This is a genomic window from Candidatus Leptofilum sp. (assembly GCF_965223285.1).
GTDB lineage: Bacteria > Chloroflexota > Anaerolineae > Promineifilales > Promineifilaceae > Leptofilum.
Window position 1 is genome coordinate 800,923 of the sequence record NZ_OZ244997.1, and the last position, 17,229, is coordinate 818,151.

The window sequence follows — 17,229 nt, forward strand, 5'->3', positions numbered from 1 at the left end:
TTGTCAATTTCCGTAACTAATTCGGTAAATTACGCTGTTTAAATAATCTCCCACGTAAATGGCCCCGTCTGGCCCCGCGATGAGGGGCAGGGGGCGTGCATCTGGCCATTGTGCAAACCAGCTTACGGTGCCTGTGTAGCTCTCGCCGCTGGGCGAGAGCTGCACCCGCGCTACGCCCGTTGGCACACCATCGGTTAAAAATGTGCCAAAGATGGCTACAAAGGCGTTATTTTGGTATTCAGCGGGGAATGCGTCCCCTGTGTAAAAATCGAGGCCGTTGGCGGAAGCGTGGGCATCAAAGAAGGCAACGGCCGTTTCCGTCTCCGCGCAATCACTCCCTTCACCATCATTCCAGCAGCCAGGCCAGCCATAGTTGCCACCCACGACGATATGATTGAGCTCTTCAAACGGGCTACCCAGCCCCAGATCGTCACGGCCGTTGTCGGTGGCAAAAAGATCGCCCGTAGCGGGATGAAAGGCCAAATCGTACGGATTGCGCAGGCCGATGGCGATGATTTCGCTCTCGCCACTGTCCACGTTGAAGCGCATGATGGTGGCACTGCGGTCGTCGGCCTCGTCGCACACGTCGCAGGTGGAGCCAATGCCCATGTACAGCCAGCCATCCGCCCCAAACTTGAGATTGTCGTTTTGATGCAGCCCGGTGGGGAGACCGCTAACCAGCGTTTCGCGCACGTCAGCGACATCATCCCTATTTTCGTCTCGCAGCAGGGTGATTTGCCCGGTACTGCTTACATACACGTCGTTACTGTTGGGTCGGAGGGTGATGCCTAGCGGGGTGCTGAATCCAGCAGCAAACTGTACGTCGCTATCGGAACGGCCGTCACCATCCACATCCTGCAAAATATGTACCGTGCCATCAAACGAGGTAACAAACAGCCGTCCGGCGGCATCGAAGGTGAGACCTGTCGGGCGGAAAATATCGGCAAACTTGACGAAGCTGAAGCCAGGCGGCACGGTGGCCCCAGGCAGTTCAACAACGCCAACGGGCGTGGGGGCTGGTTCGGTGGGTACGGCCGTATTCGCGGCGGTTGCTTCTGGCGGCTGGGTTGTATTGGCGGTTATCTCTGCGGGGGAGGCTGTGGGATCTGAATTGGTGGCGGTAGTGGGGGTAGAAACGGCCGTTTGGGTCGGGGGTGTTTCGCCCGTCCCAGTATTGGTGCAAGCGGCCACGATTAGTAAGCAAGCTATCAGAAAAACAATGAATTGAATGTTTATGCGCTGCAAATTGATACCTTCCAGGCTAATTATTTGGCGATTGGCAACAGTTGGCAAGCAACCATCCAGTCGGCATAATAGCAAGAATATTAGGATAACAGATTCGCGCGATAAACGCGTGGCTGGTTTCTTACAAAAGCATTAACCTCTGATGCCTCCAGAGGCTTGTAAGAGTATCGTAATAAATATGGGTTAAAAATCAGGCAGGAGTAAAGACAAAATGACGCTCAACCAATCATTTAGCGAATATGGCGATATTTTGGTGGTGGATGATGAGGCTTCCGTTGTGGAAGTGGTGGCACTCTACCTGAAACGAGAGGGATTTACAGTGCGCGTGGCGCGAGACGGCCGTTCCGCCCTGGACGCGATTCGCGATCAGCTGCCTGCTTTGGTGGTGCTAGATTTGATGCTGCCAGAAATTGACGGGCTGGAAATTGTGCGCCGTCTGCGAGACGACGCTGGTTCTGACGTGCCTGTAATTATGCTAACGGCGCGGCGGCAGGAGACGGATCGCATCTACGGCTTGGAACTGGGAGCCGACGATTACGTGACGAAGCCATTTTCCCCGGCAGAGCTTGTATCCCGCGTAAAGGCTGTGCTGCGACGGACGCGGGGGAGCAATGGGACTGACAAGGGTGAACGGCCGTTACAGTTCAACGATCTCTCCATTGACCCCAAAACCCGCATTGTCACTGTGCGCGGCGAATCCATTGATCTCACTGCGACAGAGTTCAACCTGCTTTGGTTCATGGTCAGCCATCCTCGGCAAGTGTTTAAGCGCGACCAGCTTTTAGAAAACGTATGGGGCTTCTCAGAATACGTCGATCCCAGCACCGTGACGGTTCATATTCGCCGCTTGCGTGAAAAAATTGAAATTGACCCCAGCGACCCGGAGCACCTGCTCACGGTTTGGGGCGTTGGCTATAAATTTGATCCCGGATAAATCACATGGTAAACAGCATTCCCCAAAATAAATACGCCGATGCGCTGAGCCGTGCCCCCTGGCGCATTTTTGCCCTGGGCATCGTGGCGGCTCTGGCAGTCGTTGCCATACTCATGGCGGCATTGATGCGCGCTCCCGTGCAGGAAATCACCACGTTGATGTATTGGCTCAGCATTTCCTCGTTAGTCTCGCTGGTGCTAGGCTACATTCTTTATCGGCGAGGCTTGGCGCGATCTCCTTCGCTAAGCCTGACGCTGGTGCTCACCTACGGTTGGGCGGGCTTGCTGACGCTGGCCAACGTCTGGCTGATGTCTGAACAGATGTTTTTTAGCAAGGATCATGATCTCATTCTGAGCGGCATCTTGCTGCTGTTTGCAGCGATTATTGCCACCACGTTTGGTATTTTTGTAGCCGCCAGCGTTACAGATGGGTTGCGGCAGTTGGCCCGTACGGCACAGCAAATTGCCGAAGGCAACTTGCAGGCCAGAGTCTCTATTTCCGGGCGGGACGAGGTGGCGATGGTGGGCAGCACCTTCAATGAAATGGCGACCCAGCTCCAGCAAGCAGCGCAGGAGCGCGAAGAACTTGAGCAGATGCGTAAGGACCTTATTGCCTGGACATCGCACGACTTGCGCACGCCGCTTACCAGCATCCGGGCCATGATCGAGGCTCTGCACGATGGGGTAGTCGAAGACCCAAACACCGTGACGCGCTACTACAAAACGATTCGCAGTGACATTATTGCCCTCAACGACATCATTGATGATCTGTTTGAGCTGGCCCAGCTAGACGCAGGTGGCCTGAGTATGCAAATGGCTGACCATGCTCTGGGTGATTTAGTTTCCGACACGTTGGAAATGTTCCAAGCGTTGGCCAAGGATCATGACGTGACGCTGCGGGGGGAGGTTGCCCCTGATTTGGGCTTGGTGCGAATGTGTACGCCTAAGATTGGTCGGGTGATTGCCAATTTGGTGAGCAATGCGCTGCGCTATACGCCTGACGGGGGAACGGTGACGGTTACGGCCGTTCGCCAAGCCAATGAATTGGCAAGTGAAGTGATCGTCACCGTGCAAGATTCCGGCCCTGGCTTTGCTCCAGAAGATTTGGCACGCGTCTTTGAACAGTTTTACCGGGGAGAGCAGGCACGCAGCCGGGCAGATGGCAGCGGGGCTGGTTTGGGTTTGGCTATTGCGCGGGGGATTGTGGCGGCCCACGACGGCCGTATCTGGGCAGAAAATGCGCCAGAAGGCGGGGCAATCGTGGGCTTCAGCTTGCCATATTAACAAAATACCTACCTGGATATTGGCCACAGAGTACACAGAGAGCTTAGAGGCGAAGGTTCATTTCTCAGATTTCTCTTTTTCCTCTGTGGCTTTTTCAGATAGATTCAAAATTCATCTACTTCTCAGGTTTGTAACTCTGGTTACGTAAACGGCCGTTTGCCCATGCTACGATGCCCGCATGACACACACACTTACCGTTTACATCTCTGACGATTGCTGGTCTTGCGAAGAGACGCAGCGCATTTTGGCAGACGTCACGCCCAATTTCCCAGACCTGATGCTGCGCTGCGTAGACACCCAACAGGAACCGATGCCGGATGGCGTCTTTGCTGTTCCCACCTACCTCCTTGATGGCAAAGTTATTTCATTGGGGAACCCGACCAGAGAATCATTGCGGCAGCGGCTGGCAGCATTGTTTGGAGTAAAAGTGTAGGTAGGGTAAGAACGGCCGTTTTCATGCTATCAATTCTCTGAAAGAAAAAGCTACTAAAAAAGGCCAAATAGATGCCCCAACTAAACAGCGCAAAAGTCGATTATCTTTCTAACATTCAGGTTTTTCGCGATCTAACCCCCAACGAACTTGCACAAATGGATCGGCAGGTAACCATGTCTACCTGCCAGCCCGGCAAGATTTTTTATATGCCAGAGGATAGTGGCGAAGTGCTCTTTTTACTCAAAAAAGGGCGGGTCCAGCTTTACCGCATTGCTCCCAATGGCAAAAAACTTGTGGTCGCCACGCTTGGCCCGGGGGCGATCTTTGGCGAGATGTCGTTGGTGGGGCAAGGGATGCACAATACCTTTGCTGAGTCTGTTGATGAATGCGTGCTGTGCGTCATGAGTCGCTCCGATGTGGAACGGCTGGTGCAAGAAAAGCCGGAAGTTGCCTTCCGCTTTGTAGAAGCGTTAGGAAACCGCCTCACGCAACTGGAGGCCCATTTGGAAGATATCGCGTTCAAGAGCATTCCAACACGATTGGCAGCTTTGCTGCTCAAGCTACATGAGGAGCAGGGTGGTCGGCAAACGGTGACAGGCTATACCCATCAGGATTTAAGCGAAATGCTCGGTACCTACCGGGAAACCGTCACCCAAACCTTAAACGACCTTAAGGCAGATGGCCTCATCAGCATTGCCCGCAAGCAGGTCGTATTGTTAAATATGCCTCTTCTGCGCAAGCTGGCTGACGCCTAACCGTAATCGGTATTCAGTAAACCGTAATCAGTGTTCAGTCTCTGACCTAATGATTATGGTTTACTGTCTACATCTCCTCACGGTAACTAAAATTGTGACGCTTGCGGGCGTCTAGCACGGCACGGCGCAGAATTTCGTAGACATCGCTGGGGTTTTGAACGTTGCGCAGCACAATTTCTGGGTGGCTAGGATCGTGGCTACGAATGGTGATGTCACCGATTTTCAGCAGACGCTCGCCAAAGGTTTGGCTGTGGTCAATGTCCTGCACGCGGATGAGTTCTACATTTTCATGGGCTTTGCCCAGCAATCCGGAGGTAATTTTGATGCGTTCGTTGGTGACGGTGTAATAAAAAACAAGCGACAGCAACGGCCGTCCTTGCCAAAGAATCTCCTCACCAAACTCATCCTCATCCTCATCTTCGTCAATAGTTACTTGTGACGTTTTGAGATTGGGAATATCCAATTCGCTGTCGATTTCTAACATGGCTGATTCTGTGACCAAATCGACAAACGATTCCAGCGTGTTTTTGTCAAGTGCTGTGAGGTCTAAATCTGATTGGGCGACGGCTTGCCACACACGGGCTTTTATACGTGCTTGTGCTTCTTGAATGGTCATTACGGTTTCTCCCTGAATTTCATGAAAAGTAATTTTCAACAAATATTTTGAATACCAGCCTAGCAAATGAAAATTACTTTCAGGAGAACAAAAAGAGCTAACAAGCGATTTGATTTCAAGTTACTTTTTGTTCTCCACAAAATAGGCAACATGCTAACAAAAAACTAATGAAATGGTTGTAGCATAGTCGCCGTCTGGTTGTCAAATAAGAGAACGGTCGTTAAAATAAAAAATCGCCCTTGTTATTGATACAATTTATTCGTTATGAGGGATGGGAACGGCCGTTTCCCAAGAAAATATAATTCGCTGGAAGAAAGATACATGCCAACTTATACGTACCGATGCAATAATTGTGAATACCAATTTGAAATTAAACAACGCATGGCTGACGATCCGCTGACGGATTGCCCGGAGTGCGAAACCGATAATGCTTTACGCAAAGTGTTAAACTCTGTGGGGATTGTGTTTAAGGGAAGCGGTTTTTATGTAACTGATAGCCGTGGTAAGAAAAGTGTGGCCAAGCCCTCCGCTAATGGCAATACGAGTGAAAATGGGAGCAGTGCCAAAGCGGATAGCAACGCCAAGGAAGGTTCCGACAGCAAAACTGAAAAGGCTGTGGCCAATAAAGAAACAAGTAAGAAAACGGCCGCTTAAGATTTTGCCTTGCGCGGGCCAAACGAACGCGCTCCTGTTGAAATAAAAAAAGCCCGCTCTCATCAAGCAGCGGGCTTTTCGTTTGCTATTTGTCAAACGCTATTTGCTAAACCTGAAAGCCTCCCGTAGCAGGAATGACTTTCTGGCTAAAATTCTCCACAAATCCTTGCAGCTTTTCGCTAAGTTGGTCCCAGTTGGGATCAGCCAAGGCAGACTGCATCTTTTCTGCAGAGTTGGCAATACCGCTGGCCAACTTTTGCTCACAATCTCCGTATTGGGTGTACCAAACCTGAATATCTTCAATGCCTAATTTATTTAACCCAGGAATAAACTCATGAACCAGAAATTCAAAATATTCAGATTCAGTTTCGGGGCGCACATCCCAACGCATTAAAATTTTGGCACTCATGATCACCTCTATATTTTCGGTGTCAGGATGACAGTCTCAGTTTCTTCTGGCAAGTTAGAGAGCGAAATTTTCAAACTGTCTTCTTCAGTAGGTTCAGTTACGCCCATTTCTTGCAGAAAGCGATCAATTTCTTCAAGCTCCAGCTTCAGCCCCGGCAATTTGTAATGCATAGGCACCACAATGTTTGGTTCTAACATAGATACAAGCTCAGAGGCCTGGGCGGCTGTTAGGCTGTTGCCGCCGCCAACTGGCAGAAGCAAAACGTTGACCTCTTCCAACGCTTCGATTTCTGTTTGGGAAGGGACTTTATCCAGATCGCCCAGGTGGGCGACTGTAAGGCCATCATAATCGAAGAGGAAGATAACGTTGTTGTTGGCAGGGGCGGCACCTTTGGTAACAATGCCGGTAATGAAAACATTGCCAATTTCATACTCGCCCGGCCCATTTAGCTTGTGTTGCGCCCCGCTAACGGCCGTTACATAATTGTGTCCTTGCGCATCATGACTGACGGTAACAACATCTGCCTTTACTTTTAGCGTAGGTAGCCCCAATTTGCCGTTGTAGGGGTCTGTGACCACAGAAGCGTGTTTGCGTTCGTTTAGACGAAAGCAGCTTAATCCATACCAAATGATTTCCATAAAAATGTTCTCCTTGCAAGCCGCAATTATACCTGATAATTGGCCAAGCGGATAATGTCTCAGCCAAATTTTGCCAGCGATTTTCGTGTGTTAGAGATGAACGGAGGTGCGGTGCAGGGTGAACGGCCGTTTGCTACCGCACCGCTCCAATTTCATTTGCCAGTTACCCAGGCGGGCTATGCCAACGCCCAAATTGACGACTGCGTGGGGCGACGCAAGGCGTATCCCTGGCGGCCAGGGACGCGGCTCAAGGTGTGCGCGCGCTTCTCTCATGAGGCAGAGGATTTGGTGGGGACGGCTGGATTTGGCTTCTGGAATGCCCCCTTTGGCGATCCGACTGTGCCTTGGCCTACACTGCCGCAAGCCACCTGGTTCTTCTTCGGTTCGCCGCCCAATGATTTGCCGCTAGCACCAGCGGCACCGGGCTGTGGTTGGTTTGCCGCCACGCTGGACGCTACAACATGGCGGGCAGTGCGGTTGGCACCGCTGGCTCCTGCTGTGCTGCTAATGAACCAGTTCACCAGCCTGCGGCAAAAAGTGTGGCCGTGGGTGCAGCATAATTTGCAAATTTCTTTCCAACCCATCCAGGAAACCATGATGGACTGGCACGATTATCAGTTGAATTGGGGCAAAGCTGGCTGTGAATTTTTTATAGACGGCCGTCTCATTCACCGAACCCCCTTTAGCCCGCGTGGGCCACTGGGGTTTGTTTGCTGGATGGATAATCAATATATGGTGGCGACGGCAAACGGCCGTTTCCGTTGGGGGACATTGCCGGTCTCAACCCCGCAATTTTTAGCAGTTGATAATTTGCATATTGAGACAATTCGCGTGGGAGAATAAAGATCCAGGACTTACACAGTGAAGACTACAAAAGTCTTGTTCTCTCTGGAATTTACATCATTTAACCCCAGACTTTTGTAATTTAGTTAGGGCAAATGCGTAAGTCCAAAATCAATGATTACGCAGAACTTGTCCTGAGCTTGCCGAAGGATTGAATAGACAAAAATCTGGAGAATCTGCGTAATCTGCTGATAAAAATTGCTAACTTGGCAGAGTCCGCTCTTTGGGCCAGTTGCGGCCGACATTTTTTTGCATCTTTTCCAGATACGCTTTTTCCAGATCGATGCCGGTGTAATTGGCTAGCTTGAGCGTGTAGGCGAGCAAATCAGCCAGTTCGCTGCGCAGCTTGGCTCGGTGACTGTCGATGGCGAGTTGATGGGCTTCCTGGGCGGTACGGCCGTCTGCCATGAACCGCTTGCCATCCCCCCAAATTTTCACCAACTCTTTCGCAATTTCCCCCATTTCCTCCGTCAGCAAAATGTAGTTGAAGAATAGATCGGGGTCGAACCCTTTGCTGCTGTCTAACTGGCGGTGGAATGCTTGATAGTCTGGCAAACGGCCGTTTTGCAGCAAAGTGAGCGGCGTGTCGGCAGGGGGACGGCTGGGAGCTTGCTCCGCCAGGGTTTTATTGATGAGATCAGCCACATGGTCGAGATCGTCTGGATTAGAAAGATAATCGAGTTGGTTGACGTTGACGGTGAGTACGGCCGTCTCCTGCACATTGCTCAACCACGCCTCATACGCTGCCGCCAGTTGACTGATGTAGTTGGGATCCATGTCGCGTTCATACGGCCGATCCCGCAGCGCAATGCGACGCATAATCACATCATGATCCGCTTGCAGGTAGACGATGAGGTCTGGTTTGGGGATTTTTTCACCGAGGGCAGCATGAACACGGCCGTACATGGCCAGCTCATCATCTTTCAGGTTGAGCCAGGCAAATAGCTCATCTTTGGCAAAGGTGTAATCAGAGATGAGCATTCCCGTTTTTAGCTTGCGTGGCACCGCCTCATGCTGCTGATGGTAGCGACTGAGCAAAAAGAAAAGCTGCGTCTGAAACGCCAAGCTGTCCCGATCCTGGTAAAAGCCAGCCAAAAACGGATTTTCTTCAAAAACCTCTAGCAGCACGTCGGCGTTTTCAAACTTACTTTGCAGCAAGCGGGTCAGCGTGGTTTTGCCTACGCCAATAACTCCTTCAATAGCAACGAATTTATGATCCATTCTTAAAACTCTTCCCGAATAAATGTGATTTCCTGGTTTGTAAAAGCATCTGCAATTCGTAGTTGATCAATAGATCGCATTTTCAGGCCCTGAATTTCCCCTTGGGCAAAAAAACGGACATCCAATGTTTCATTGCCTGTTGTTAATTCACCGCTTAGCGATTTTGCGGCGAAATGCAAAATGGTAAGCTGCCAACGGTTGCCATCAGAATATTTCAGCAGAAGATGCGGGTTGGTGTATACGCTAATTAAACGTTGAACCTGAATACGAAGCCCTGTTTCTTCTAGAACTTCACGGGCACAGGCCTCTGTTAAGCTCTCGCCAGCTTCCATGTAGCCGCCAGGAACCGCCCAAAGACCGTTATCTGCGCGTCTTATCAAGAGAATTTGATTTTGATCGTCAAAGACGGCCGCTGAACAACCAATTGCTAATCGTCCTTGTTTGCCAACGCGCTCCCCTCGAATAATCTTTACCACATGGCCCTACACTTTTGCATTTATTGTTCCTCTCTGGATTTAATATCAGCTCGTAGTAGTTCTACCTGCTCCGGCTTGTCGGCATCCATGGCGATTTCTGCATGGGGGTTGTGCAAAACTTGACACGGCCGTCCTGTAATGCGAAAAGCAGCCTCTTCAATGTCAGCGAAGCTAAGTCGGCGTAGCAAAAATTTGAGCAAAAAGCGGAAGCCCACCACGCGGGCAAGCTGCCAGGCGTGCTTGCGGGCGTTGGTGAGTGCTTCCCAAATGTCGCGGTTTGTATCCGACAAATCGGCCTGGATGAGCGTAAGGTCGCCGCCCGCAATAAGCCCATCTTTTAGCTTGACGTAGGTGCGGTTGGAGTTGGGAAAGCGGGCTTCCAGCGTCGCCTTGTCCACAAAGTTGTACACCATGCCTTTGTCGTATGGCGCACAATTTTCAATGAACGCATCTACAATTTCCGGGGTAAGCGTGGGGATGTCAGCGGAGCAGACCATCACCAGGTTGGTTTTTGGGTGCAGTTCACGCATCTTGGCAATGCCCCCCAGCGCATTTTTGAGCATACTGCCAAAATCTGGCGTGTGGTGGACGGGCCTTTGGAAGGTCATGCCTTGGTCGTTGCCCAGCCCAACAACTACAATTTCACCGATGCTTTGCGACTCTTGGAGGGCATCGATGACGCGCTCTAGCATGGTACGGCCGTTCATGTCCAGCAGTGCTTTGCTTTTTCCTTGTGTCATTTCATACAGTGGGTCGCCCGGTTGGGGCAGCCCCCCGGCCAAAACGACGCAGTTTATAATTGTCACCCAATTTTCTCCTAAGTTGATAGCGGCTGGTGGTTAGTGATTGGTTGCCAGTATAAGCGACTAGCCACTAACCACCAGCCACTAACTTAAACTATGCACAGTTGGTTTTAGGTTGAGTTCAGCTAGCATTTCATTCAGTTCGTCGTTGGTGAGGGGGCGATTTTTGCCGGAGACGGCCGTAATTGCCGCTTCCATCATGTTGGTGCCAAAGGAACGGCCGTCCAGCACCGGCGTGGTGGTAAGCACATGCGTTACGCCGCGCTGCTTGAAGAGCTGCATATCTTTGGGCGTGGTCGTGTTGGTGACAATTACCTTGCCTGTTAAATCGTCTGGCATGTGCTGCTTAATGTAGTGGCAATCTCCCCCGATGACAGTTGCCCACTCGTACCACTTTGTAAACTTAGGGATTATTTGATCCTGCTTGTCGCCCGTGGGGTAAAGCACGCTGATGGGTAGCTTGGTCGCCGGAGCGGCTAGCAGCTTGGCCACCTTCTGGAACGTGCTAAATTTACGAATGGCGATGGGAATGCCTAGCGCAAACATGAGATCGCCAAACACAATCTCATACCCTTGGGCTACAAACGATTTGGTCATGCCGTACCGGTCGATGGCGGCCGTGAGCAGGACGCGCCCTTGCGCGTAGGCGGCCCCCAGTTCAGCCACGAGCGTTTGGGCGGCATAGGCTTCCAGCGTGTTTTTGAGGCCGCTGCCGTCTACAACAGGCGTCTGCTTTACACCTTGAATCAATTTGTGGGCAGCGGAGATGTTCCACGTTTTTTCCTCCATCTTGATCCACAAATCAATCCCGCCGACGCCCAGGCAATCCACCTGCCCATCCAGCTCGGTGAAGAGAGCGGTGGCTTTGGCGATGTCGCCATCCGTGCCGCGCCGCTCCACGCTGACGCGCTGGCCGAGTAGCTCAATTTCTACTTTTTTGTCTCGTTCGGAACTGCCTAAACTGACACTGACGGCATGTTTCATTGTTTCTCCGAGGTGGCTAGTGGTTGGTTGCTGGTGGCTGGTAGCTACGTTTTCCGGCAACTAGCCACTAACCCCAGCCACTGTTTTCCCAAATTTTACCGGATTATTCGGCGATGGAAAGTGGCAGGTACGTTTTGTGGGGGAATTGTGGAAGGATAGCGTTAAAGGCGTGAATACGGCCGTAGCCATACACATGATTCGGCACATCATTTGGCCCATCGCCGCCGCAGCCCTGAGAGCTTGTTAGCGGAACGGCCGTCTCTTGAATCAAGGCCTCGATAGCATCCACATCCCCCGCCAAACTGGGGTTGGCCGAGATGAGCAGCGCCACCAGCCCGGCCACGTGCGGCCCTGCCATGCTTGTGCCGGACTTAACGCCGTAAAATGCGTTAGGCGTTGTGGAGCGTATGCCCACCCCAGGAGCCGAGATGTTTGGTTTGAGACCCCCATCAAAGGTGGATGGCCCCCGGCTGCTTGAGTTCGCAATAAGATCGTTTATGTCTGTAGAACCAACCGTGAAAGAGGCTGGATAGGTAGCGGCAGGATTTTGTACCGTGTTGCAGCCGGCTAGCCCTCCGTTACCTGCGGAGTGGACAGTTACAATGCCCGCTGCTCGCACATTGTTAACGACGCTTTCCAAAATGCCAGGTGAGCAGCCTTCGCTGGGCGGGCAGCCCCACGAATTGTTGATGACGTGAGGGGCCATCGCTGGATTACCCTCGGTCATTGGGTCACCACCGAGAGGGTAAGGTGCCACAAACCATTCGTAGCATTCCGTGTAGCTGGCGGGCGTGCCGTCGCCCTCATTCATATTGCGGCAGCCAATCCATTGTGCGCCAGGTGCCACACCAATGGCGTTGGTTGCCGCGTGGGGCCAGCCCTCGGCCGTTGGTGCCAAATCATTGCCCACCAAGATGCCCATCGTGTGTGTGCCGTGGGAATCGTCATCGCACGGTTCAGGGGAGTTTCCCAGGCAGTCGCTATTGTTCACCGAAATGGCGTCGTGCCAATTGTAGTTGTGGTTGGCAGCTACGCCGTCCCAGCCGCGATATTGGTTGATAAGGGCGGGGTGATCCCAGTCGTAGCCTGTGTCTTGCCCGCCGATGACCACGCCTTGCCCGGTAAAGCCTGCCGCCCAGGCCAAATCTGCCCCGATGTGGCTGATGTTCCATTCAATACCGCTGGCACCATCAACGGCCGTTTCCCGCAACGCACCTTCACTTTCTGGCGGCAACACATCCAGCACCACTTTGGGATTGGCATAAAGCATGGCCACGTCGCTGCGCTGGGCAAGGGTGGCCACCACGCCTGGGCTGCTGCGTACCCAAACCATGTTGGTTATCCAGAACGGCCGTACTTCTGCCACTCCCAATTCATCCAGTTGTGCCAAAAGCGGAGCTTGGGTTTGCTGGGCAACGGCCGTTAGCTGTTGGTACACAAATGTGCCTCTGGCCGTCTTGTCGGCAATCTCTGCCGCCGCTGACAAATCGGCTTGCACACTCATCTGCACCAAAAACTCTATTTGCGTGTTTGTGTTCGCCTCTGGCTTGGCTTGAAACTGATCCAGTAAAAAAGGATCAACCTTCCCCCACCAATCCGGCTCCGCCCCCGCCTGCCTGCCAAAAAACAGAACGATGACAATGAGACCAAAAATTGTAGAAAGCAGTTTCGTCTGTCCGAAAACCATTAACCATTAACCATTAATTATTCACCATTCACAATTCCTATGTTCCCCAATCCCGCAAATACCTAAAATCATGGGTAATCGAGCGGTCGCTGATTTTGGGGATGATGGGCATGGTGCGTTTATACTGGCTGCGCTGTACCATGTTTAGAACGCGCTCAACAAACGGCCGTTCAAACCCAGCCGCCACTGCCTCATCCTGTGAATACCGCTCATCTAGCATCAGGTAGAGTAGCTGGTCTACCGTCTCGTAGCTAAAGCCAAAATCATCCTCGTCCGTTTGGCCGGGAATAAGGTCGGCAGAGGGTGCTTTGTCGATGATCACGTCTGGTACGCTGAGGGCGCGAGAAAGCTGGCGCACTTGGGTTTTGTACAGATCACCAATCGGGTTCACCGCCGAGGCCAAATCGCCATAAATGGTGCCGTAGCCCAGCATCAGCTCCGTTTTATTGCTGGTACCAATGACCAGGGCGTTTTCCCGCAAAGAGCGGTCAAAAATGATGGTCATGCGGGCGCGGGCCATTACGTTGCCTTTGCGGTGGGCAGTCATCTGTGGTGAGGCGTCGGCCAGCGACTCCACCATGCCGGTAATCTCAACCGTCTCGCTGCGGATGCCCAACGCCTCGATAACCAAACCCGCATGGGCCAAACTTTCGGCGGAGGAGGCCTGATGGGGCAGGCGGAGTGCCAGCACATTTTCTGGCCCCAGAGCCTTCGCCACTAAATAACAAGAAAGTGCTGAATCGATGCCGCCAGACAGCCCTAGCACCGCTTGGCTAAAGCCTGCTTTGCCAATCTCATTTTCCAGAAACTTTACCAGCACCAGCTCGGCTACCTCGGTATCGATCTGTAATTTGTTGAGGAATGGATTGGATACGGCCGTATTTGTCATGGTCAATCTTCCTAAAATTCGATTATTGCTCGCTCAAGGCTAACCGCACCGCAAGCCCTGCAAAAATGAGGGCGAATGATTTCTGCACCCGCCTGATAACTTTGGGAGAATTAAGCAAATAAATGCTCGCCGTGCTGGCCAAAATGCCATACAAAATGAAAATCAACAGGGTCAGCAGCATGAAAATGGCACCCAGCCCCAACATTTGCCCTGTTGGCGAGCTTGCATCTGGCGTAATAAAGAGAGGCAAAAAAGCAAAGAAAAAGAGAGTGAGTTTTGGGTTAAGGACGTTGATGAGGATGCCCTTTAGAGCGATTTGGAAAGCATTCCCTTTTTGACCAGATTGCTCTAACTTTAACATCCCCTTGTCGCGCCACATTCCCCAGGCCAAATAAAGCAAGTAAAGTGCGCCAGCAAATTTTATTACTTGAAACGTTATGGCACTCATATGCAGAATTGCAGACAGACCTAAAATGCTGGCCAATAAGTGTGGCAGTATCCCCAGGGTACAGCCAAAAGCGGCCGCAATACTGGCGCGCCAACGCTGAGCCAAACCCATAGATACCGTGTAAATAACGCCCGTTCCGGGAACCAGCACAACGATCAATGATGTAAAAAGAAATTCACTGTTAACCATTAAATTTCACCCTGAAAATTTGCCGCAAAAATAATTCAGAATACTCTCACGGCAGGAATGACCAGTGCCAGCCCTTCGGGACTGAGAGGCGGCCCGAGCATCTGGATAGTTACGACGGGAATTTGATATGTGGTGCATGATATTGGATTAAATTCCCAATGCGTTTACGGTGCCAATTATGTTCAAAAATGTTCAGAAATAGAGCGGTATCCGCTCCCGCCCTGCCCAATAGAAATTTGTTCAGCCGATTACCGCTTGCATTAGTTTTTTGCAAAACGAGTACATATTCAGGTCTTCTACGTATTCTGCTTTCGACTTTTTCTACATTTTGCCACTCAGCAAAAATTGTGTAGCCACTCCTTCGGATTTCAATTCCGTTTGCTGAAATAATTAGCAAGCTATTCTTCGTATCTAATAGCAATAGCCCTCCGAAAAGAAAAGCTAACAAACTGCCGATAATAGAAATGAAGTTCACTACACCGTTAAATAAGAAGTATTAAGCTTTCTTGAATTTAGAATTTGCCTCATTAACAACCGAATAACGAGCATTTAGCTTTTTGCGGCAATCTTTGATGGAAAACTGCCAATTAATTTTGATGCGTTTTTGCGTTCGCTCAGGGATCAATGCCATCACTTCCGATTCTAGTTTCTCAATGGTCGGAATCCGACGATTAAGACAAAGACGCGTCAGTGCTGAAAACTCAATTTCAATCATGTTTAGCCAACTGGCCGATTTCGGCGTGAAATTGAATTCAAATCGTTGCGCTAAAGCAAACGCCTTGTCTGCAGGCAAGTTTTCGTAAAAAGCACTCTCATCATGTGTGTTCAGATTGTCCAAGACCAGACGAATCTTGATCGCATCTGGATAAGCGGCTGCTAAGGCTTGGCAAAACAGGGTGAACTCCTTTTTGGTACGCTGGCGATGCACTTGCGCCAAGCGGTTGCCAGTCAATGGTTCAATGGCAGCTAAGAGCGCACAGGAACCATTTTTTTCGTAGGCATAATGTTCTTTACGCACCTTGCCATTCTGCATAGCAATGGGTTGCATCACATCATCAATGAGAAAACAGGGTCGTTCATCAAAGCAGACAACCGGGTAAAGCGGATTGTAAGGCAAGGCATAAAGCCAAAGAATGCGCTCCATTTTGGCAATAAACCGACTGGTTATCTTGCCAATTACCCAATATCGTTTCAGGTGCGGTTTGAGTTCGTTTTTTTGAGAATGAGTCGCACTTCCCCATAGGAAATGGTCTCGACTAATTCCAACTCGATGGCTTTGTCAGCTAATAGCCGCAATGACCATTTCTCCTATCCTGCTGGCGGGTCAGAGCAAGCCAATGCTGTGATCTTGGCTCGTTGCAGTCCGTCAATGACGGTTGGGCGGCCTGGCCTTGGTTTGTCGGTTAAGACAGCCAACCCTGAATCCTGATATTTTTTGGCCCAGGTTGATACGGTTTGGATAACGACACCAACGATGGCTGCAACTTCTGTAAAGGTTCGACCTCGATCTAATTCGATGAGGGCGGTTGCTCGTTTAAAGGTTTTGGCGGGTAAACTGCCTTTCTTGATCAAGTTTTGCAAATAAGCTCGATCTGCTTCACTGAGGGTAACATGTTCTTTTTTCATCCTTCCAGCTTATCGAACTATTTGCTCATCAACAAGATTTTTAGTTCTTTTATTTAACGATGTATTCACGCCACCATCCAAAAAGAGATCAAAAATTCCAGAAATCATTCCGAAAACTCCCACCGCGAGGATGACCGATGCTAGCGCAAGTCTGATTTTGTAATGTGCCACAAAAAATATATTGTGATTTTTGGGTTCAACTATTTTTTCTGTAATTTCTCTTAACCCTCGGTGTTCTCTGTGGCTAATTAAACAGACCGGGTGATGCCGCCGTCTACGCGGATGTTTTGGCCGGTGATGTAGCCCGCCCCGTCTGAGAGCAAAAAGCGCACCGTTTGGCCAATTTCTGCCACTTTGCCAAAGCGCCCCAGCGGAATACGCTGGGTGATAGCTTCACTTTCCGGGTAGCTGTCGATGTATCCGGGCAGCACGTTGTTCATGCGAATGCCCTGGCTGGCGTACTCATCAGCGTACAGCTTGGTGAAGCCAGCCAGGGCTGCCCGCAGGGAGGCACTCACCGGAAAGCTGGCATCTGGTTCAAAAGCGGCAAAGGTGGATATGTTGACGATGGCCCCGCCGCCTTGCGCAATCATAATCGGCGTGACCAATCGCGCCATGCGCACCACGTTGAGCATCACCATGTCCAGCCCTGCGTGCCAATCTTCATCTGGGATTTCTAGCAGCTTGCCTTTGGGTGGGTGGCCTGTGTTGTTGACGACGGCGTCGATACGGCCGTACCTTCCCATCGCCTTCTCCACCAACGTTTGCAAATCAGCCGGGTTGGTGACGGAGCCATTCATGCCAAAGCCACCAAGTTCATTTGCCAAAGCCACCGCACCGCCGGATGCCGAAAGCAGGGCAAGGTGATAGCCGTCGGTGGCCAGCGCACGAGCAATAGCCGCTCCCATTCCTTTGCCAGCGGCGGTGATGATGGCTGTTTTTTGTGTGGCCATTGATTGCTCCTATAAAAAAATAGATCTCCCGCAAGTTTGTTCTCGACCACTGTTTGCGGATGTGTAAATCACAAAAGTAATTTGATGTAAACTGATTGTTACACAATTGCCTAAATCTGCAATGCTGTACAAATCTGTGTAAA

The 17,229-nt window shown here is 51.0% G+C and carries 20 protein-coding genes; 6 read left to right on the plus strand and 14 right to left on the minus strand.

Features of this window, described 5'->3' with window-relative positions:
• Positions 1-3: 3 nt before the first annotated feature.
• On the minus strand, positions 4-1,293 hold the full coding sequence (locus tag ACOQPU_RS04005) for a DUF7133 domain-containing protein (RefSeq protein ID WP_420643842.1): 1,290 nt from the start codon (positions 1,291-1,293) through the stop codon (positions 4-6).
• A 163-nt stretch (positions 1,294-1,456) separates the two neighbouring features.
• On the opposite strand from ACOQPU_RS04005, the gene ACOQPU_RS04010 reads away from it, so the two are divergent.
• The 4 genes from ACOQPU_RS04010 (at position 1,457) to ACOQPU_RS04025 (ending at position 4,650) form a co-directional block, all read left to right on the plus strand.
• On the plus strand, positions 1,457-2,179 hold the full coding sequence (locus ACOQPU_RS04010) for a response regulator transcription factor (RefSeq protein ID WP_420643843.1): 723 nt from the start codon (positions 1,457-1,459) through the stop codon (positions 2,177-2,179).
• Positions 2,180-2,184: 5 nt separating this feature from the next.
• Entirely contained in the window at positions 2,185-3,462 is a 1,278-nt protein-coding gene (locus ACOQPU_RS04015; protein ID WP_420643844.1) for a sensor histidine kinase, read from the plus strand.
• Positions 3,463-3,640: 178 nt separating this feature from the next.
• Positions 3,641-3,895 carry a hypothetical protein gene (locus tag ACOQPU_RS04020; protein ID WP_420643845.1) on the plus strand — a complete coding sequence of 85 codons (255 nt, stop codon included), beginning with the start codon at positions 3,641-3,643 and terminating at the stop codon, positions 3,893-3,895.
• A 71-nt stretch (positions 3,896-3,966) separates the two neighbouring features.
• Positions 3,967-4,650 (plus strand): Crp/Fnr family transcriptional regulator, encoded by a 684-nt coding sequence (locus ACOQPU_RS04025; RefSeq protein WP_420643846.1) that lies wholly within the window; start codon positions 3,967-3,969, stop codon positions 4,648-4,650.
• A gap of 67 nt (positions 4,651-4,717) precedes the next feature.
• On the opposite strand, the gene ACOQPU_RS04030 is transcribed toward ACOQPU_RS04025, so the two are convergent.
• A complete protein-coding gene (locus ACOQPU_RS04030; protein ID WP_420643847.1) occupies positions 4,718-5,266 on the minus strand; it encodes a PH domain-containing protein in 549 nt (182 codons plus the stop codon).
• A 321-nt stretch (positions 5,267-5,587) separates the two neighbouring features.
• On the opposite strand from ACOQPU_RS04030, the gene ACOQPU_RS04035 reads away from it, so the two are divergent.
• Positions 5,588-5,920: an FmdB family zinc ribbon protein gene (locus ACOQPU_RS04035; RefSeq protein WP_420643848.1), complete on the plus strand. Its 333-nt coding sequence runs from the start codon at positions 5,588-5,590 to the stop codon at positions 5,918-5,920.
• A gap of 106 nt (positions 5,921-6,026) precedes the next feature.
• On the opposite strand, the gene ACOQPU_RS04040 is transcribed toward ACOQPU_RS04035, so the two are convergent.
• Both ACOQPU_RS04040 and ACOQPU_RS04045 read right to left on the minus strand, forming a co-directional pair.
• Positions 6,027-6,329, minus strand: a complete 303-nt coding sequence (locus tag ACOQPU_RS04040) for a hypothetical protein (RefSeq protein WP_420643849.1) — start codon at positions 6,327-6,329, stop codon at positions 6,027-6,029.
• A gap of 8 nt (positions 6,330-6,337) precedes the next feature.
• Positions 6,338-6,967: an MBL fold metallo-hydrolase gene (locus ACOQPU_RS04045; protein ID WP_420643850.1), complete on the minus strand. Its 630-nt coding sequence runs from the start codon at positions 6,965-6,967 to the stop codon at positions 6,338-6,340.
• Between the two features lie 54 nt (positions 6,968-7,021).
• Between ACOQPU_RS04045 and ACOQPU_RS04050 the strand changes: the two genes are divergently transcribed.
• Positions 7,022-7,810 carry a hypothetical protein gene (locus tag ACOQPU_RS04050; protein WP_420643851.1) on the plus strand — a complete coding sequence of 263 codons (789 nt, stop codon included), beginning with the start codon at positions 7,022-7,024 and terminating at the stop codon, positions 7,808-7,810.
• A gap of 201 nt (positions 7,811-8,011) precedes the next feature.
• On the opposite strand, the gene ACOQPU_RS04055 is transcribed toward ACOQPU_RS04050, so the two are convergent.
• The 10 genes from ACOQPU_RS04055 to ACOQPU_RS04100 form a co-directional block, all read right to left on the minus strand.
• Positions 8,012-9,031, minus strand: a complete 1,020-nt coding sequence (locus tag ACOQPU_RS04055; protein WP_420643852.1) for a deoxynucleoside kinase — start codon at positions 9,029-9,031, stop codon at positions 8,012-8,014.
• 2 nt (positions 9,032-9,033) lie between these two features.
• Positions 9,034-9,507, minus strand: coding sequence for an NUDIX domain-containing protein (locus tag ACOQPU_RS04060; protein WP_420643853.1), 474 nt, complete (start codon positions 9,505-9,507; stop codon positions 9,034-9,036).
• Between the two features lie 20 nt (positions 9,508-9,527).
• Positions 9,528-10,313, minus strand: a complete 786-nt coding sequence (locus tag ACOQPU_RS04065; protein WP_420643854.1) for an NTP transferase domain-containing protein — start codon at positions 10,311-10,313, stop codon at positions 9,528-9,530.
• Between the two features lie 81 nt (positions 10,314-10,394).
• Positions 10,395-11,294: a quinate 5-dehydrogenase gene (locus ACOQPU_RS04070; RefSeq protein ID WP_420643855.1), complete on the minus strand. Its 900-nt coding sequence runs from the start codon at positions 11,292-11,294 to the stop codon at positions 10,395-10,397.
• A gap of 103 nt (positions 11,295-11,397) precedes the next feature.
• Positions 11,398-12,981 (minus strand): S8 family serine peptidase, encoded by a 1,584-nt coding sequence (locus ACOQPU_RS04075; protein ID WP_420643856.1) that lies wholly within the window; start codon positions 12,979-12,981, stop codon positions 11,398-11,400.
• A gap of 37 nt (positions 12,982-13,018) precedes the next feature.
• A complete protein-coding gene (locus tag ACOQPU_RS04080) occupies positions 13,019-13,870 on the minus strand; it encodes an NAD+ synthase (protein ID WP_420643857.1) in 852 nt (283 codons plus the stop codon).
• Between the two features lie 22 nt (positions 13,871-13,892).
• Positions 13,893-14,507 carry a LysE family translocator gene (locus ACOQPU_RS04085; RefSeq protein WP_420643858.1) on the minus strand — a complete coding sequence of 205 codons (615 nt, stop codon included), beginning with the start codon at positions 14,505-14,507 and terminating at the stop codon, positions 13,893-13,895.
• Between the two features lie 496 nt (positions 14,508-15,003).
• Positions 15,004-15,768 carry an IS630 family transposase gene (locus tag ACOQPU_RS04090; RefSeq protein WP_420645806.1) on the minus strand — a complete coding sequence of 255 codons (765 nt, stop codon included), beginning with the start codon at positions 15,766-15,768 and terminating at the stop codon, positions 15,004-15,006.
• A 47-nt stretch (positions 15,769-15,815) separates the two neighbouring features.
• On the minus strand, positions 15,816-16,133 hold the full coding sequence (locus ACOQPU_RS04095; RefSeq protein ID WP_420640548.1) for a helix-turn-helix domain-containing protein: 318 nt from the start codon (positions 16,131-16,133) through the stop codon (positions 15,816-15,818).
• A 248-nt stretch (positions 16,134-16,381) separates the two neighbouring features.
• Complete coding sequence (locus tag ACOQPU_RS04100) at positions 16,382-17,086, minus strand: SDR family oxidoreductase (RefSeq protein WP_420643859.1); 705 nt, start codon at positions 17,084-17,086, stop codon at positions 16,382-16,384.
• Positions 17,087-17,229 lie beyond the last annotated feature (143 nt).

Bases quoted from the DNA above. Each gene is read 5' to 3' on its own strand.
- ACOQPU_RS04010 (WP_420643843.1), top strand. From the start codon at position 1,457: ATGACGCTCAACCAATCATTTAGCGAATATGGCGATATTTTGGTGGTG.
- ACOQPU_RS04015 (WP_420643844.1), top strand. From the start codon at position 2,185: ATGGTAAACAGCATTCCCCAAAATAAATACGCCGATGCGCTGAGCCGT.
- ACOQPU_RS04020 (WP_420643845.1), top strand. From the start codon at position 3,641: ATGACACACACACTTACCGTTTACATCTCTGACGATTGCTGGTCTTGC.
- ACOQPU_RS04025 (WP_420643846.1), top strand. From the start codon at position 3,967: ATGCCCCAACTAAACAGCGCAAAAGTCGATTATCTTTCTAACATTCAG.
- ACOQPU_RS04030 (WP_420643847.1), bottom strand. From the start codon at position 5,266: ATGACCATTCAAGAAGCACAAGCACGTATAAAAGCCCGTGTGTGGCAA.
- ACOQPU_RS04035 (WP_420643848.1), top strand. From the start codon at position 5,588: ATGCCAACTTATACGTACCGATGCAATAATTGTGAATACCAATTTGAA.
- ACOQPU_RS04040 (WP_420643849.1), bottom strand. From the start codon at position 6,329: ATGAGTGCCAAAATTTTAATGCGTTGGGATGTGCGCCCCGAAACTGAA.
- ACOQPU_RS04045 (WP_420643850.1), bottom strand. From the start codon at position 6,967: ATGGAAATCATTTGGTATGGATTAAGCTGCTTTCGTCTAAACGAACGC.
- ACOQPU_RS04050 (WP_420643851.1), top strand. From the start codon at position 7,022: ATGTCTCAGCCAAATTTTGCCAGCGATTTTCGTGTGTTAGAGATGAAC.
- ACOQPU_RS04055 (WP_420643852.1), bottom strand. From the start codon at position 9,031: ATGGATCATAAATTCGTTGCTATTGAAGGAGTTATTGGCGTAGGCAAA.
- ACOQPU_RS04070 (WP_420643855.1), bottom strand. From the start codon at position 11,294: ATGAAACATGCCGTCAGTGTCAGTTTAGGCAGTTCCGAACGAGACAAA.
- ACOQPU_RS04075 (WP_420643856.1), bottom strand. From the start codon at position 12,981: ATGGTTTTCGGACAGACGAAACTGCTTTCTACAATTTTTGGTCTCATT.
- ACOQPU_RS04080 (WP_420643857.1), bottom strand. From the start codon at position 13,870: ATGACAAATACGGCCGTATCCAATCCATTCCTCAACAAATTACAGATC.
- ACOQPU_RS04085 (WP_420643858.1), bottom strand. From the start codon at position 14,507: ATGGTTAACAGTGAATTTCTTTTTACATCATTGATCGTTGTGCTGGTT.
- ACOQPU_RS04095 (WP_420640548.1), bottom strand. From the start codon at position 16,133: ATGAAAAAAGAACATGTTACCCTCAGTGAAGCAGATCGAGCTTATTTG.
- ACOQPU_RS04100 (WP_420643859.1), bottom strand. From the start codon at position 17,086: ATGGCCACACAAAAAACAGCCATCATCACCGCCGCTGGCAAAGGAATG.